This window comes from Desulfovibrio sp. DV (assembly GCF_001936595.1).
Lineage (GTDB): Bacteria > Desulfobacterota > Desulfovibrionia > Desulfovibrionales > Desulfovibrionaceae > Solidesulfovibrio.
Genome location: NZ_MLBG01000043.1, coordinates 19,108 through 33,491, shown reverse-complemented (window position 1 = coordinate 33,491; position 14,384 = coordinate 19,108). Strand labels below are relative to the sequence as shown.

Sequence of the window (14,384 nt, the reverse complement as noted above, 5' to 3'; positions counted from 1 at the left end):
CCTGGCGACCCTCGGCGTCAAGGGCCAGGGCCTCGTTGGAGACGCTGGCAAAGCCGGTGTCGCTGCGCCCGATGGGGTTGGCGATAATGGCGTCGCACTTTTTCCGGGCGAGCTTGCCCCGGGCGTTTTCTTCCAGGTTGTCGGTCTCGGCGCAAAAACCGATCAGATACTGGCCGGGCGTTTTGACGCCACCCATTGCGAGCAGGATATCACGGGTGGGGAGAAATTCCAGAGGGGGACCGTCCTTGGCTGCGTCTTTCTTGAATTTGCCGCCGCCGGGATGGGCCTTGGGCGAAAAATCAGCCACAGCCGCGGCCATGACCCCGTAGTCGGATTCGGCCCAGACATCGAGGCAGGCGGCGTACATCTGGGCGGCGCTGACCACCGGCAAAACGCGCACGTCGTCGGGAAACCACCAGGAGACCGGGCCGGAAACGACCGTGACCGAGGCCCCACGCAGCCAGGCAGCCATGGCCACGCAGGCTCCCATGCGTCCGGTGGAGGGATTGGACCAGAACCGGGCGGCATCGAAATATTCCTGGGTGGGGCCAAGGCTCACCAGCACCCGTTTGCCGGCCATATCCTGCGGGGTGATGGCCCGCAGCATGGCGGCGAAAATGGCCTCGTCAGCAGCCAGACGGCCCTGGCCGGACTCGCCGCAGGCCATGGGGCCGCACTCAGGCGCGATGCCGATGACGCCGCGTTCGAGCAGGGTGCGCCAATTGCCCTGGGTGGCGGCCGCCTGCCACAGCCGGGGATTCATGGCCGGGGCGCACAGGATGGGTCCGGTAAAGGCCAGGGCCTGGCAGGACAGGAGGTCGTCGGCCAGTCCGTGGGCCAGCCGGGCCAGGGTGTTGGCCGTGGCCGGCACAATAGCCAAAAGATCGGCCGACTGGGCCGGGGCCAGATGGGCAAAATTGGCTGCGTCGTGGTTGAAAAGGGCGGTATAGACCGGATCGGCCCCCAGGGCCTCAAAGGCCAGCGGGGTGACAAACTGTCGGGCGGCCTCGGTCAGGGTCACGCCGACGCCGGCCCCGCTGGCCAGCAGCCGGCGAAGGAGCGGCAAGGCCTTGTAGGCAGCCACGGAACCGGTGACGCCAAGATGGACGCGCCGGCCCATATAGCCGGTAAAATCGAGATGACTGGTCTGCATGGCGGTATTCCTGGGCCAAGGGGCCGGTGACAGACCGGATGGCCTTTAAGCCAGACCCCGGTCGCGATAGAGGGAAACATGCCACAGATAGATGCGCTGGGCCATGTCGTCGATGACATTGTCTTCGATTTTGGACCATTCGACCTTGCCGGATTCCTGGCGCACGCCGTTGGCCACAAATTCCAGGCCCAGGGCAATCTCGCCCGAGACCGGATCAGGCTGGATATTGTTGACTTTGGCCACCAGCCAGTATTCTTCCCGCAGCTTGGGGACCTTGTCCTGGAAGGTGAAAAAAATAATGAAGCGATCGCCCTTTTTCGGTTCCAGGGCGCTGTCCTTGACGTGCTGGCGCTTGAGGCGAAAGCGCAGGCCGCCGGCGGAAATATTGTCGATATGGGCCTGGCCGGCCTTGAAATGGCTGTGGCCGACCGTGGGCTTGGCCATGTCGAATCCGCCGCTGGCATCGTATTTCCAGATGGCCACATGGGAAAATTGCTGGAAATCCGGCCGCATGCGCAGGCTTTTTCGCCGCTGCGCCCCGTTTAAGGCTGCCGGAAAGGCCACCGCGATCTGTGGCGGGCGATCAGCGTAGTTGCGGATGCGAAGGATGTCGGCGGAAAAATTGTAAAAAATTTCCCGGTGGCGGTCTTCGTGTTCAACGATACGGAAATAGCATGTGATGGATCGGCCCAGAAACCGGTCTTTGAGGCTGGCCACCCCGCCCAGTTCCAGCACCAACCCGGCGTCGTTGACAGCCATGACCGTGGCCGTCACCCCGGTCAGGTTGCTGTCTTTGGCGTCAAACTGCACATGGATCTTGGAGCGCTGGGTCAAAGCCAGATCGAGGATGGCGGCGTTTCGCCGGCGACCCTGCTCATCCTCTTTGGAGGATTTCATTTTTCGGAACAAATCCAAGACCATGTGATTCCGATCCGGCGTAAGGATGCTCTAGGGTATCAGGGGGGCGCAAACGTCGTCAATTTCCCCTGGCAAGTACGTTGTCGTACGGACAAGACGGACGCAAATCAATTTTGAAGGGATTCGAGTCGTTTGTCCACGACCAAGGGATTGGGGTGCAGCGGCCGCACAGCCTTGTACACAGCCAAAGCCGCGGCCTTGTCCTGGCGGGCTTCGTAGAGTTGGCCCAAAACGAATCCGGCCTGGGCGCGAAGGGCCGGGGCAATTGTTGCCGCATCGAAAACTGCCTGCAAAAGCGGTTCCGCTTCCCCGGTCCGCTCCATGCGGCCAAGGAGTTCGGCCTGGGCCAGGGTGCAGCGGGCCTTGTCATCGCCTGGCAGGGCGGCCCGGCGGCAGGATTCATACCGGGCAAGGGCCTGATTCTCGTTGTGCTGGGCCAGATCGACCCGGGCGGCCAGAAGCGTGCAGGCAAAGACCTTGGCCTCCGGGGCGTTTGGCAGAGTCAGCACGGCCTGGCAATGGGCCAGGGCCTTGGGATAGTCTTTGCGGGAAAAACGCAGTTGGGCCGCCGTGGTCAACAGATCGGCGGCAACAGCCGGCTCGGCGGCATACTCCAGCAGCGCAGCTTCCAGAAGCGAAGCGGCCTTGTCCGGCGATTCCCGGACATCGAGGCCGATGTCGGCCAGCCGTTTCCAGGCTTCGAGCCGGGATGCCCCCTGGGGAAAGGTCTGGAGGTAGGCCTGGTAGGCGGTCTCGGCGCGCAGGAACTGGCTGTCCAGAAAGGCCCGGCGGGCCGTTTCCAGCACCTGGTCCTCAGTGCCCGGCGCAGGCGTGCCGCAGCCTGCCTGACCTGTCAGCAGACAGGCCAGGCAGGCGGACAGCAGGGCCCGGCCTATTCGTCGGAAACAGGGCACCGTTCGAGTTCACTGGGGTCGACCAGATCAAAGCCGGCCACCGTATCGTTTTCGTCCATGCGCACCAGCATGACGCCCTGGGTGGCCCGGCCAACCGTGGAGATGCCGTTGACCGAGAGGCGGATGATCTTGTTGGCCGAGGTCAGAAGGAGCATCTCATCGCCGTCGGCCACCATCACCGCGCCAATGACCTGCCCGGTCTTGGGGGTCACCCGCATGTTGATGACGCCCGAGCCGCCGCGATTGCGCAGGGGATAGTGCTCGATGGAGGTGCGCTTGCCGTAGCCGTTGGCCGAGATGGTGAGCACCTCGGAACGGCTCACGCCCGTGACCACCACGCCGGCTGCCACCCGGTCCTGGCCCTTGAGGGCAATGCCCTTCACACCAGCCGCGCCGCGGCCGGTCGGGCGCACGCCGCTAATGTGGAAGCGGTTGGACAGGCCCTGCTTGGTGGCCAGCAGCACTTCGGTCTCGTCGTCGATCTCTTTGACCGTCAGGAGCTCGTCGTTTTCCTTGAGCCCCACGGCAATGATGCCGGTCGAGCGGCAGTTCTTGTAGAGGTCGGTGCAGGTGCGCTTGACCATGCCCTTGCGGGTGACAAAGAGGAAATAGCGTTCCTCGGAGAATTCGCGGATGGCCAGGGCCGTGGCCACGAATTCTTCCTTGTCCATGGGGAGCAGGTTGGCGATATGGGCGCCCTTGGCCGTGCGCTGGCCTTCGGGGATCTGGTGCACCGGCAGCATGAACATGCGGCCGAGGTTGGTGAAAAGGAGCAGTTGCTGGTGGTTGGTGGTGGCGCAAAAGGACTGGACAAAGTCGTCGCCAGAGGTGGACACGCCGGCAATGCCTTTGCCGCCGCGCTTTTGCTGCTGGTAATTGTCGATGCGGGTGCGCTTGATATAGCCGCGCCGGGACAGGGTGATAACCACGTCCTCGTCGGGAATGAGATCGAGGATGTTGATCCCTTCCAGATCTTCGAGAATCTCGGTCTTGCGCGGGGTGGCGTAGCGGGTCTGGATCTCGGTGATCTCGTCGCGGATGACGCCGCGCAGCACCTCGTCGTTTTCCAGGATCGAGCGCAGGTATTCGATGAGCTTGATCAGCTCATTGTACTCGTCGATGAGCTTTTGCCGCTCCAGGTTGGTCAGGCGCTGCAGGCGCATGTCCAGGATGGCCTGGGACTGGCGCTCGGACAGGGCAAAGCGCTCCATCAGCCGTTCCCGGGCTTCCACGGCGTTTTTGGACGCCCGGATGATGGCCACGACCTCGTCGATGTTATCGAGCGCTATGCGCAGGCCTTCGAGAATATGGGCGCGCTCCTCGGACTTTCGCAGATCGAACTTGGTGCGCCGCAGGATCACGTCCCGACGGTGGGTCAGGAAGTGCTCGAGCATCTGCTTGATATTTAACAACGCCGGGCGGTTGTCGGCCACCACCAGCATGTTGATGCCAAAGGAGGTCTCAAGGGGCGTGTACTTGTACAGGGCATTGATGACGATGTCCGGGATGATGCCCTTTTTGAGATCAAGGACGATGCGGATGCCCTTGCGGTCGGATTCATCGCGCAGGTCGGACACGCCCTCGATGCGGCCGTCGTTTATAAGGGCCGCGATCTTTTCCACCAGCGAGGATTTATTGAGCGCATAGGGAATCTCGCGGATGACCACCGAGACATAGTCCTTCTTGCGCTCTTCAACCTCGGCCCGGCCCCGGATTTTGATGCTGCCGCGGCCGGTGGTGTAGGCCTCGATGAGTCCCTTGCCGCCGTAGATGGAGGCAGCCGTGGGGAAGTCCGGGCCTTTGACCAGGCCGATGATGTCGGTGACCGGGCAGGTCGGGTTGTCGAGCAGGTGGAGCAGGCCGTCGCAGAGCTCACCTAAGTTGTGGGGCGGGATGTTGGTGGCCATGCCGACTGCGATGCCCGAGGAGCCGTTTAAGAGCAGGTTTGGCACCTTGGTCGGCAGCACGGCCGGCTCTTGCAGGCTGTTGTCGTAGTTTGGGCGGAAATCGACGGTTTCTTTTTCGATGTCGGCCAGAAACTCGCCGGCCAGACGCGACATGCGCACTTCAGTGTATCGCATGGCCGCTGCGGCGTCGCCGTCGATGGAGCCGAAGTTGCCCTGGCCGTCGACAATGGCGTCGCGCATGGAGAAATCCTGGGCCATGCGCACCAGGGCATCGTACACGGACTGGTCGCCGTGGGGATGGTATTTACCGATGACGTCACCGACGACGCGGGCGGATTTCTTGTAGGGCCGGTTGTACGAGTTGGACAGGTCGTGCATGGCGTAGAGAATGCGCCGGTGCACGGGTTTGAGTCCGTCGCGCACATCCGGAATGGCCCGGCCGATGATGACGCTTAAGGAGTATTCCAGATAGGACTTCTTAAGCTCTTCCTCGATATGGATCGTATCACTCACAGTATGCTCCAGTAAAACGGGGAGTCGTCGGTCCTCCGACCGGGGAGAGTCTCCCCGGACGGCGCTGCCCCCGGGGGATTGCCTCCCCGGACCCGCTCGGTTTCAATATGCCGGTTGCGGCGCGTCATGTGCCCTTTAGATGTCGAGTTCCTTGATGGACAGGGCATTGCGGTCAATGAAGTTCTTGCGATGCTCGACTTTTTCGCCCATGAGCTGGGAGAAAATGGTGTCGCACTCGTCGATGTCTTCGATGTTGACCTGCAGGAAACTGCGCTTTTCCGGATTCATGGTGGTTTCCCACAACTGTTCCGGGTTCATTTCGCCCAGACCCTTGTAGCGCTGGATGTTCACGCCCTTTAAGGCATCGTCCATAAGCGTCTTGTAGAGCTCAAAAAATCCGCTGACTTCCCGGACTTCTTCCTTGCGGGTAATGGTCAAGGGCAAAACCGGGCACTCGGCCAACAGTTCGCCGTAGGTCTCGTGGGCGCGGCGGTAGATCTTGGAGCTGAAAAACTCCACGGCAATGCGGTGTCTGGCCATGTTGGGCGAGATGAACACGGCATAGAGGCGGCGTTCTTCATCGCTTTCCTCGGCCTCGACGCTCACGCTGTAATTGAACCGGCCCAGGTGTTCGACCAGCCCGGCCGGCAGATCGATGCCGGCAAAATCCGAAGCGGTCAGGCGCGGGTGGCTCAAAAGCGGCAGGATCAGGTCTTCGGGCAGGCCATAGCTGGCCGCCTCGTGGACCCGGGCTTCGAGGAACCGGATGCGCTCGATAAGAGCGGTCAGGGTTTCGCCGGCAAAGGTGACCTCGCCGGACCCGACCGTGATGTCCTCGCCGATGCGGCCAAGCAGAAAGCTCGAAAGCTCTTCCTCGTCCTTGATGAACCGCTCGAAATCGCCCTTGAAGACGCGATAGAGCGGCGGCTGGGCGATGTAGACATAGCCGCTGGTGATGAGCTTTTCGTAGCGGCGATAAAAAAAGGTGAGGAGCAGGGTGCGGATGTGCGCCCCGTCCACGTCGGCATCGGTCATGATGACGATTTTGTGGTAGCGAAGCCGGGCCATGTTCTCGGCGTCTTTTTCCTCGTTCTCTTCATCGCCCATATACGGGGTGGGTCCGATGGCCGTGATGAGGTTTCGGATTTCCTTGTTGCCAAGCATCTTATCCGTGCGGGTTCGCTCGACATTCAAGATCTTGCCGCGAAGGGGCAAGATGGCCTGGAAGCGGGGGTCGCGCCCCTGCTTGGCCGAGCCGCCGGCCGAGTCGCCCTCGACAATAAAGAGTTCCGATTCCTCGGGCTTTTTGGACTGGCAGTCGGCCAGCTTGCCGGGCAGGGAATGGTCGGACAGGGCACCCTTGCGCCGGACCAGTTCCTTGGCCTTGCGGGCGGCCTCGCGGGCCCGGGCGGCGTCCACGGCCTTTTCCACGATGGCCTTGGCGTCCTTGGGATTTTCCTCGAAGTGGACGTTCATGGCCTCGAAGACCATCTTGGCCACCTGCCCGGCCACTTCGGAGTTGCCAAGCTTGGTCTTGGTCTGGCCTTCGAACTGGGGCTGGGGGAGCTTGACGGAAATGACGGCGGTCAGGCCCTCGCGGACATCGTCGCCGGTCAATTTCTGTTTGAATTTCTTGGGGATATCCGCTTTTTCGATATAGGTGTTGATGGCCCGGGTCAGCGCCGTCTTGAATCCGGCCAGGTGGGTGCCGCCTTCCCGGGTGCGGATGTTGTTGGCAAAGGTCAGGACTTCTTCTTTGTAATTGGCATTGTACTGCAGGGCGAAGTCCACCACCAAGCCGTCGACTTCACCAAGGCCGCCGATGATGTCGTGGATGGTCTGCTCGCCGGCATTGAGGTCGGCCACGAATTCGTTGAGCCCGCCGTCGAAACGGTAGGTGGCCCGTTCGTTTGTCCGCTCGTCCTTGAAATCCAGTTCGAGCTTGCGATTTAAGTAGGCCAGTTCCTCGAAACGCTTGGCCAGGGTCTCGTGGTTGAACTGGTTGGTCTCGAAAATCTCTTCGTCAGGCATGAAACGAATGGTCGTGCCGGTGGATTCGGCATCGCCAATGACGGTCAGCGCGGTCACCGGCGCACCGCGTTCAAAACGCATGTGGTGGCGTTTGCCGCCCCGGCGCACGGTCACTTCGAGATATTCCGACAGGGCGTTGACCACCGAGACGCCAACGCCGTGCAGGCCGCCGGAGACCTTGTAGGCGTCGTTGTCGAACTTGCCGCCGGCATGGAGCACGGTCATGACCACTTCGACGGCCGGCTTGCCTTCCTTGGGGTGCATGTCCACCGGGATGCCGCGGCCGTTGTCCGAGACGGTGACCGAGTTGTCCAGGTGGATGGTGATGCTCACGCGGTCGCAGTAGCCGGCCATGGCTTCGTCGATGGAGTTATCCACGACTTCATAGACCAGATGGTGCAGGCCGCGGATGTCCGTGGAACCGATATACATGGCCGGGCGTTTGCGCACGGCCGAAAGCCCCTCCAGGACGGTAATGGAACTGGCGTCGTACAACTGGGGCGTCTTATCCTGACTCATGCGATGTCTTCCTCGCTATAATACGTCTCTTCAACGATTTTCATGGGCATGATGATGACCAGGCACTGCTTGTCGTCCTCGCCGACAATGCCGCAGGGGCCTTCAGCGCCGGTGAGCGTCAGGGTGACCCGGGGGGATTCGAAGTGGCCCAGGATGTCGGTCAAGTCCTTGGTCGGGAAGGCCACCTTGTCCAGGCTGCCGGTAAAGGAGCATTCCAGGGTTTCCGTGGCTTCGCCGGCTTCCTGGCCCTGGCTTTTAAGCGACAGCTCGCCGGGCCCGTCAAAGAGAAAATAGGCGCAGCGGTTGTTGTCGGTATTAAAAATCGCCACCCGCTCCAAAGCTTCGATGCACTCCGAGCGGTCGATGGTCAGGGTGGAGACTCCGTCGGTCGCCAGCTTGGAGACAAAGGCGTTGTAGTCCGGGTACTGGTAAAAGCTTAAGGGCAGACTGAAGGTCTCAATGCGGGGGGCCGCTTCTGGGGCGGCCTCGTCGCGCTTCTGGGTGCGGAAAAAAAGCCGCTTCTGGCCCATGGCCAGTTCCACTTCCTCGGCGGTCAGCCAGCGCTTGAGCTCGGCCACGTACTTTTTCTGGATGAGGATGCCTTCCGGCGGCAGCATGGCTGTTATGGCGTCGTCCAGGAAACCGACCAGGGAGAACTGGTGGCCGTTTAAGCCGCAGACCTCGATCTTGGCCTCGCCCGGCACGGGCTTGAAAAACATGCAGGCCATGGCCTCCATGGTGTCCTCATCGGAAATGCAATAGGCCACGCGCTCGATGATTTCCTGGAGCACGTCGCCGGACCAGACCACGGACCCTTCGTCGGGAAAGGGCGAAAAGGGCTGGAACCAGTTGCGATCGGACACGGGCAGCTTGTAGCGCCGCGATCCCTGCTTGATGAGCAGATTGCCCGAGGCGCTGTCCAGGGTCAGGCTGATCTCGCCCGGCGGCAGTTTCCGGACCAGTTCGAAAAAGCTCTTGCCCTGCACCCCGCACAGGCCTTCCTGGCTCACCTTGGCTGCGTAGTGGCCGGTGAATTCCAGGCTCGAGTCGGTGGACAGGATCCGAAGCGCTCCCGGCACGGCTTCAAGCCAGATGGTGCGCAGGAAGGCGGCTCCGGTCTTGGCCGGGATGATGCTCGAGGATTTTTGCAGTCCGTCGATGATGTCGTTTCGAAAGACCGTCAGCTGCATGGATGTCTCCTTGGCGTGCGGGGCGCGACGCCTTTCGTCTTCAAGGATAAGAAGGATTGAGAGTTGTAGGAGTAGTAGGGGCTGTCGCTATGTTCGCTGGTGCGATAACACGTTGATATCCTGTGAAAAAAACGATTCCGGAACCGACCGCCAAGGCACGGAGGGAACAGACGGCCGACGCATGGCTCATGCCGGGCCTCCCTGACGACACTTTTTGGACAATTGGCGGAACAAAAGTTTCGTATCCTGGTTATCATCCAGAATTTGTTGGAATTTTCTGATCGAATACAGAACCGTCGAGTGGTCCTTGCCGCCGAAAATCTTGCCCAGGGCCGGGTACGAGATGCCAAGGAGCGAGCGGCAAAGGGCCATGGCCGCCTGCCGTGCAAAGACCAGTTCCTTTTTGCGGCCCGGGCCGGTGATGTCCCGGGCCGGGATGCCGAAATGCTCGGCGCACACCGAAAGCACCCGCTCCGGGGTCAACTCCGGGACCTTCTTGTCTTCAGACAGGCGGATATGGCGCGAGAACTCCGCTTCCGAGAGTTCGCCGCCGGCGTGCTGGCGAAAGGCCTCGATGCGCAGGAGCACGCCTTCGAGCCGGCGAAAACCCTCGAACCGGCTGGCCAGGGTCAACGTCTGCTCCCGGGACAGGCCCAGGCGCTTGTCCTTGTTGACCTGCTCGACAAACTGGCTGCGCACGGACAGGTCCGGGGATTTGAGATGGACCAGAAGACCCCATTCCAGGCGGGAGCGGAAGGTGGGATCGAGAAAGTCGCAGGAGGCGGCCCGTTCGCGGCTGGAAAAGACCATCTGCCGGCCGGCGTCGTGGAAGGCGTTAAAGACGCCGATCAGTTCCTGTTCCAGATCCGGGGCCCGGGCAATGTCAGTCAGTTCGTCGATGAAAAGCCAGTCATGGCCGGCCAGATCGGCCCGGATTTCCGGGCGCGACCGCCGGGGATCGGCGTAGAGGCCCTGCAGATCGGCCACGGAGCCGAAAAAGACGCTGCTCCCGGACTGGCCCTTGGCCACGGCATTGGCAATGGCCCGCAGCAGGTGGGTCTTGCCCGAACCCGACGGGCCGCACACGAAAAAGGGGTTGTAGCGGACCTCGCCGCCCCGGGCCACTTCCCGGGCCAGGGCCAGGGGAAAGGCGTTTTTCTCGTTGGCCAGAAAGGTTTCGAAGGTGAACCGATGGCCGTAGGGAAAGTCCGTGACCACGGCCCCGTCGGCCGGCTGGTGCGGCGCACCGGCGCCTGCGCCGGCCTGGCTGCCCCGGGTGCGGTAGCGCAGGGTGTGTCCGGGTCCGAGGTACTGGGCCAGCTGGCGCTCGAAAAGTTCCTTGACCGAGGCGTCGAACCAGGCGGCAAAGTAGGTGTGGGGAAAGACCACGCAAAAAGAACGGTCCGCCTCGCCAGCCGTGATGTCGAGGGGATCGAACCAGCGCCGCAGATCCTGTTCGGGGCAGGTGCGCAGCAGATGTTGGCGGAAATCGTTTTTAAGCACGCCGTCACCGGATGCAGAAAGGGGCGCGGACGTCATCGGGCCGCAACGATATTTTCAGTCATAATGGTATGTTATGGTAGATGTCCCGGTCTTTTCCCAAAGATGCCGGAACAGGCCCATCCTAGCCTATTTCAGAGCCGAAGCCAAGGGGGGGTACGCGCGGTTGCCAAGCAGGCTGAAATGGGCCAGAACAGGCCCCGCCGGCCGTTATGCGCCGGGACAGGGGAGGGATGGCATGACCCACGAGGTGAAAAAGACTGTAGCCGAAATCAATCGGCGTATCGAGAAGGGCAAGGCCGTGGTGTTGACCGCCGCCGAAATGGTCGAGACCGTGCGCCGGTTGGGCAAGGTCCGGGCGGCCAAGGAAGTGGACGTGGTGACCACGGGCACCTTTTCGCCCATGTGCTCCTCGGGGATGCTTTTCAATTTCGGCCAGGAGCCGCCGACGCTCAAGGCCCAGAAGGTGCGGCTCAACAACGTGCCGGCCCATGCCGGCTTAGCCGCCGTTGATGCCTATATCGGGGCCACCGAACTGCCCAAGGAAGATCCGCTTAATAAGATCCACCCGGGCCGGTTCAAGTACGGCGGGGCCCATGTCATTGAGGATCTCCTTCGCGGCAAGGCCGTGCGCCTTTTTTGCGAATCCTACGGCACGGACTGCTACCCGCGCCGGGAGCTGGAAAAAGACATCACCCTGGCCGATCTCAAGTATGCGGCGCTTTTCAACCCCCGCAACTGCTACCAGAATTACAATGTGGCCGTGAACCTCACCAGCCGCATCATCTATACCTACATGGGGCCACTCAAGCCCAATGCGCGAAACGCCAACTACGCCACGGCCGGCGAGCTTTCGCCGCTTTTCAACGATCCCTATTTGAAGACCATCGGCCTTGGCACCCGCATTTTCATGGGCGGCGGCACCGGCTACGTCATCGGGGCCGGCACCCAGCACGATCCCAAGCCCAAACGCAACGAACGCGGCATCCCCATTTCCGCCTCCGGCACGCTCATGCTCAAGGGCGACCTCAAGGGCATGAACGCCCGCTATGTGCGGGCCGTGTCCATCCTCGGCTACGGCGTGTCCCTGGCCATGGGCATCGGCATCCCCATTCCCATGCTCAATGAAGACATGGCCTTTTTCACCGGCGTGTCCGATGCCGACATCCAGATGCCGATCAAGGACTATGGGCACGACTATCCCAACGGCATCGGCCGGTCGCTTGGCCTTGTCACCTACGCCGAGTGCCGCACCGGGGAGATCCTGGTCAACGGCAAAAAGACCCAGGCCGTGCCCCTGACCAGCCTGTCCATGTCCCTGGAAGTGGCCGAGAAGCTCAAGGAAAAAATCGAGCAGGGCAAGTTTCTTTTGACCGAGCCGGTGGAAGCCATTCCTTCGGAATAGCCGGTTGCAGCTTTACAAACGGCCCGCCTTGGGCTACGGCATCGGGTTCTTTCACCCGATAGGAGGATACCCCATGTCCAAGCATAAGAAGCATGAGCGCCACAAGGAACTGGATCGCCGCCGCAAACGCCGCAAGGAACGCCTCAAAGAGCGCGTTCGTCAGGCCATTGCCACCAAGAAAGCCTAGTTTCAGGCTTTCCGGTTTCTCTTGATTTTGAGGTGCTCTCGGCCTTCGAGGGTACTCCCAGGCCCGAAAGCATTGACCGCGACCGTCGCCACCTGTTTCCGGTGTCGCGCAGGCGAAAGCCGCAAAGTTTGAAAATAGCGGGTAATTCTTTGAAATTACTCGATATTTTCTAATAATCAGCAGACCGTCACGGTCTGGCGGCAGGGTGGTCCGGTGGCCGGTTTTGTGATGCAGCACACGTATCTGGTATGGATGAAAACCGGGCAAGGCGATGACTTGCCCGGCTTTTCGTACGATCTTCCGGGAGGGCCACATGCCCTTGTATGAGTATCAGTGTCCCGCCTGCGACCGGGTTTTTGAGGAACTGCGCCGCAGCGGCGACGAAGCCGAGGCTCCCTGCCCCGGCTGCGGCACCGCCTCGCCGCGCATCGTCTCCCTCTCCGCTTTCGCCCTCAAAGGCACCGGCTTTTACGCCACCGATTACGTCAAGCGCCGGCCGGGCTCGTTTAAGCGCGACGGCAACGATACCGTCAAGGGAACCCCCGTGCCCATTCCCCAGCTGGCCCGCGATCCGTCCGTGCCGCTGGCCGCCGAAACCGATCCCGAAGACGATGACGAGGCACTGCCCAAGGAGGGCGCATGATCGAGCGTTATACCCGAAAGGCCATGGGCGATCTGTGGTCCCTGGAAAACCGCTTTGCCGCCTGGCTTGAGGTCGAAGTGGCCGTGTGCGAGGCCTGGACCAGACTCGGCCGCATCCCGGCCGCCGACATGGCCGTCATTCGTGAAAAAGCCGGCTTCGACGTGGCCCGCATCCTTGAAATCGAGGAAGTGACCCGCCACGACGTCATCGCCTTTTTAACCGCCGTGGAAGAGCGCGTCGGCCCTTCGGCCCGGTTTGTCCACCTCGGCTGCACCTCGTCCGACATCGTCGACACCGCCAACGGCCTGCTCCTTGGCCGGGCCGGCGACCTGATCCTGGCCGATCTCGACGGGCTGCTCGCCGCCATCAAGGTTCTGGCCATGCGCTTCAAGGGCCAGCTCATGATCGGGCGCACCCACGGCATCCACGCCGAGCCGCTGAGCTTTGGCATGAAGATGGCGTCGTTTTACGCCGAATTTTCCCGCCACCGGGAGCGCTTCGTCGCTGCCCTGGCCGGCGTGCGCGTGGGCAAGATCTCCGGGGCCGTTGGCGGCTACGCCCACCTCGATCCCCGGGTCGAAGCCATTGCCATGGAGATTTTGGGCCTGGAAGTGGACCCCATCTCCACCCAGATCATCCAGCGCGACCGCCATGCCGCCTTTTTTACCTGCCTGGCCCTCATTGCCGGCGGCGTGGAGCGCCTGTCCACCGAACTGCGCCACCTCCAGCGCACCGAAGTCCTGGAAGCCGAGGAAGGCTTTGCCAAGGGCCAGAAAGGCTCCTCGGCCATGCCGCACAAGAAAAACCCGATTTCCGCCGAGAACCTCTGCGGCCTGTCCCGGCTCATTCGCACTAATGCCCTGGCTTCGCTGGAAAATATGCCCCTTTGGCACGAACGCGACATTTCCCATTCCTCGGTTGAGCGGGTCATCATGCCCGATTCCACCATCTTGGCCGACTACACCCTGGCCCGGTTGACCAATATTCTCACCAATCTCAAGGTCAATCCGGACAACATGGCCCGCAACCTCATGGCCTCCTTCGGGCTCTTTTATTCCCAACGGGTGCTCCTGGCCCTGATCGAGGCCGGCATGGACCGCCAGGAAGCCTACGTGCTGGTGCAGCGGGTGGCCATGGCCTGCTGGGAAGGCCGCAGCTCGTTTCCCGACGCCGTCCGCGCCGATGCCGCCATCGCCGCCAAACTGCCGCCGGCCACCCTCGACGCCCTGTTCGACCCGGCCTACTATCTGGCCCACGAAGACCTGATTTTTAAGCGAGTGTTCGGCGAGGCGTAGGGGAGAGAAGAGGAAGATGCCTCCGGCGGCAAGGCTGAGCCCTTGGCAATCCCACCTGGGTGACAGTGGGTGGGAGTTGCGCCGGACATCCCGCCATGGGGATGGTCGCTGCCGATGGAAAAAGATTTCAGGGCTGGGCTGCGAAATCAATTGGTTTGATTGCATAGGCGCAACGCCAGCCCGACCGATAACGAACCACTTTCCAAAAA

Annotated in this window: 10 protein-coding genes; 3 read left to right on the top strand and 7 right to left on the bottom strand. The window is 61.8% G+C overall.

All coding sequences use genetic code 11. The features are described 5' to 3' along the window. The 7 genes from coaBC to DVDV_RS11175 all read right to left on the bottom strand — a co-directional run. The coding region (gene coaBC / locus DVDV_RS11205) for a bifunctional phosphopantothenoylcysteine decarboxylase/phosphopantothenate--cysteine ligase CoaBC (protein ID WP_075354749.1) at nt 1–1,153 on the bottom strand (1,153 nt) is incomplete at its 3' end. Between the two features lie 45 nt (nt 1,154–1,198). Then, nucleotides 1,199–2,050: a PilZ domain-containing protein gene (locus DVDV_RS11200; RefSeq protein ID WP_254845353.1), complete on the bottom strand. Its 852-nt coding sequence runs from the start codon at nt 2,048–2,050 to the stop codon at nt 1,199–1,201. A 128-nt stretch (nt 2,051–2,178) separates the two neighbouring features. Next, nucleotides 2,179–2,877: a hypothetical protein gene (locus DVDV_RS11195; protein ID WP_254845352.1), complete on the bottom strand. Its 699-nt coding sequence runs from the start codon at nt 2,875–2,877 to the stop codon at nt 2,179–2,181. Nucleotides 2,878–2,963: 86 nt separating this feature from the next. Next, nucleotides 2,964–5,405 (bottom strand): DNA gyrase subunit A, encoded by a 2,442-nt coding sequence (gyrA, locus tag DVDV_RS11190; protein WP_175577098.1) that lies wholly within the window; start codon nt 5,403–5,405, stop codon nt 2,964–2,966. Between the two features lie 135 nt (nt 5,406–5,540). Beyond that, the gene (gene gyrB / locus DVDV_RS11185; protein WP_075354746.1) at nt 5,541–7,955 is read right to left on the bottom strand and encodes a DNA topoisomerase (ATP-hydrolyzing) subunit B; all 2,415 of its coding nucleotides are present in this window, start codon (nt 7,953–7,955) and stop codon (nt 5,541–5,543) included. Next, the gene (gene dnaN / locus DVDV_RS11180) at nt 7,952–9,145 is read right to left on the bottom strand and encodes a DNA polymerase III subunit beta (protein WP_075354745.1); all 1,194 of its coding nucleotides are present in this window, start codon (nt 9,143–9,145) and stop codon (nt 7,952–7,954) included. Before dnaN ends, gyrB begins: the two co-directional genes overlap by 4 nt. Before the next feature lie 186 nt (nt 9,146–9,331). Then, complete coding sequence (locus tag DVDV_RS11175; RefSeq protein WP_254845351.1) at nt 9,332–10,648, bottom strand: DnaA/Hda family protein; 1,317 nt, start codon at nt 10,646–10,648, stop codon at nt 9,332–9,334. Between the two features lie 235 nt (nt 10,649–10,883). Here DVDV_RS11175 and DVDV_RS11170 point away from each other — a divergent pair, with 235 nt between their 5' ends. The 3 genes from DVDV_RS11170 to purB all read left to right on the top strand — a co-directional run bounded on the left by DVDV_RS11170 (nt 10,884) and on the right by purB (nt 14,175). Next, the gene (locus DVDV_RS11170) at nt 10,884–12,050 is read left to right on the top strand and encodes a homocysteine biosynthesis protein (protein WP_075354743.1); all 1,167 of its coding nucleotides are present in this window, start codon (nt 10,884–10,886) and stop codon (nt 12,048–12,050) included. 500 nt (nt 12,051–12,550) lie between these two features. Next, the gene (locus DVDV_RS11165; RefSeq protein ID WP_075354742.1) at nt 12,551–12,880 is read left to right on the top strand and encodes an FmdB family zinc ribbon protein; all 330 of its coding nucleotides are present in this window, start codon (nt 12,551–12,553) and stop codon (nt 12,878–12,880) included. Next, nucleotides 12,877–14,175, top strand: coding sequence for an adenylosuccinate lyase (gene purB, locus DVDV_RS11160; RefSeq protein WP_075354741.1), 1,299 nt, complete (start codon nt 12,877–12,879; stop codon nt 14,173–14,175). Before DVDV_RS11165 ends, purB begins: the two co-directional genes overlap by 4 nt. The last annotated feature ends 209 nt before the right edge of the window (nt 14,176–14,384 follow it).

What these genes read in the sequence shown, in the direction of transcription:
- DVDV_RS11200 (WP_254845353.1), bottom strand. Translation starts at nt 2,050, where the DNA reads ATGAAATCCTCCAAAGAGGATGAGCAGGGTCGCCGGCGAAACGCCGCC.
- gyrB (WP_075354746.1), bottom strand. Translation starts at nt 7,955, where the DNA reads ATGAGTCAGGATAAGACGCCCCAGTTGTACGACGCCAGTTCCATTACC.
- dnaN (WP_075354745.1), bottom strand. Translation starts at nt 9,145, where the DNA reads ATGCAGCTGACGGTCTTTCGAAACGACATCATCGACGGACTGCAAAAA.
- DVDV_RS11170 (WP_075354743.1), top strand. Translation starts at nt 10,884, where the DNA reads ATGACCCACGAGGTGAAAAAGACTGTAGCCGAAATCAATCGGCGTATC.
- DVDV_RS11165 (WP_075354742.1), top strand. Translation starts at nt 12,551, where the DNA reads ATGCCCTTGTATGAGTATCAGTGTCCCGCCTGCGACCGGGTTTTTGAG.
- purB (WP_075354741.1), top strand. Translation starts at nt 12,877, where the DNA reads ATGATCGAGCGTTATACCCGAAAGGCCATGGGCGATCTGTGGTCCCTG.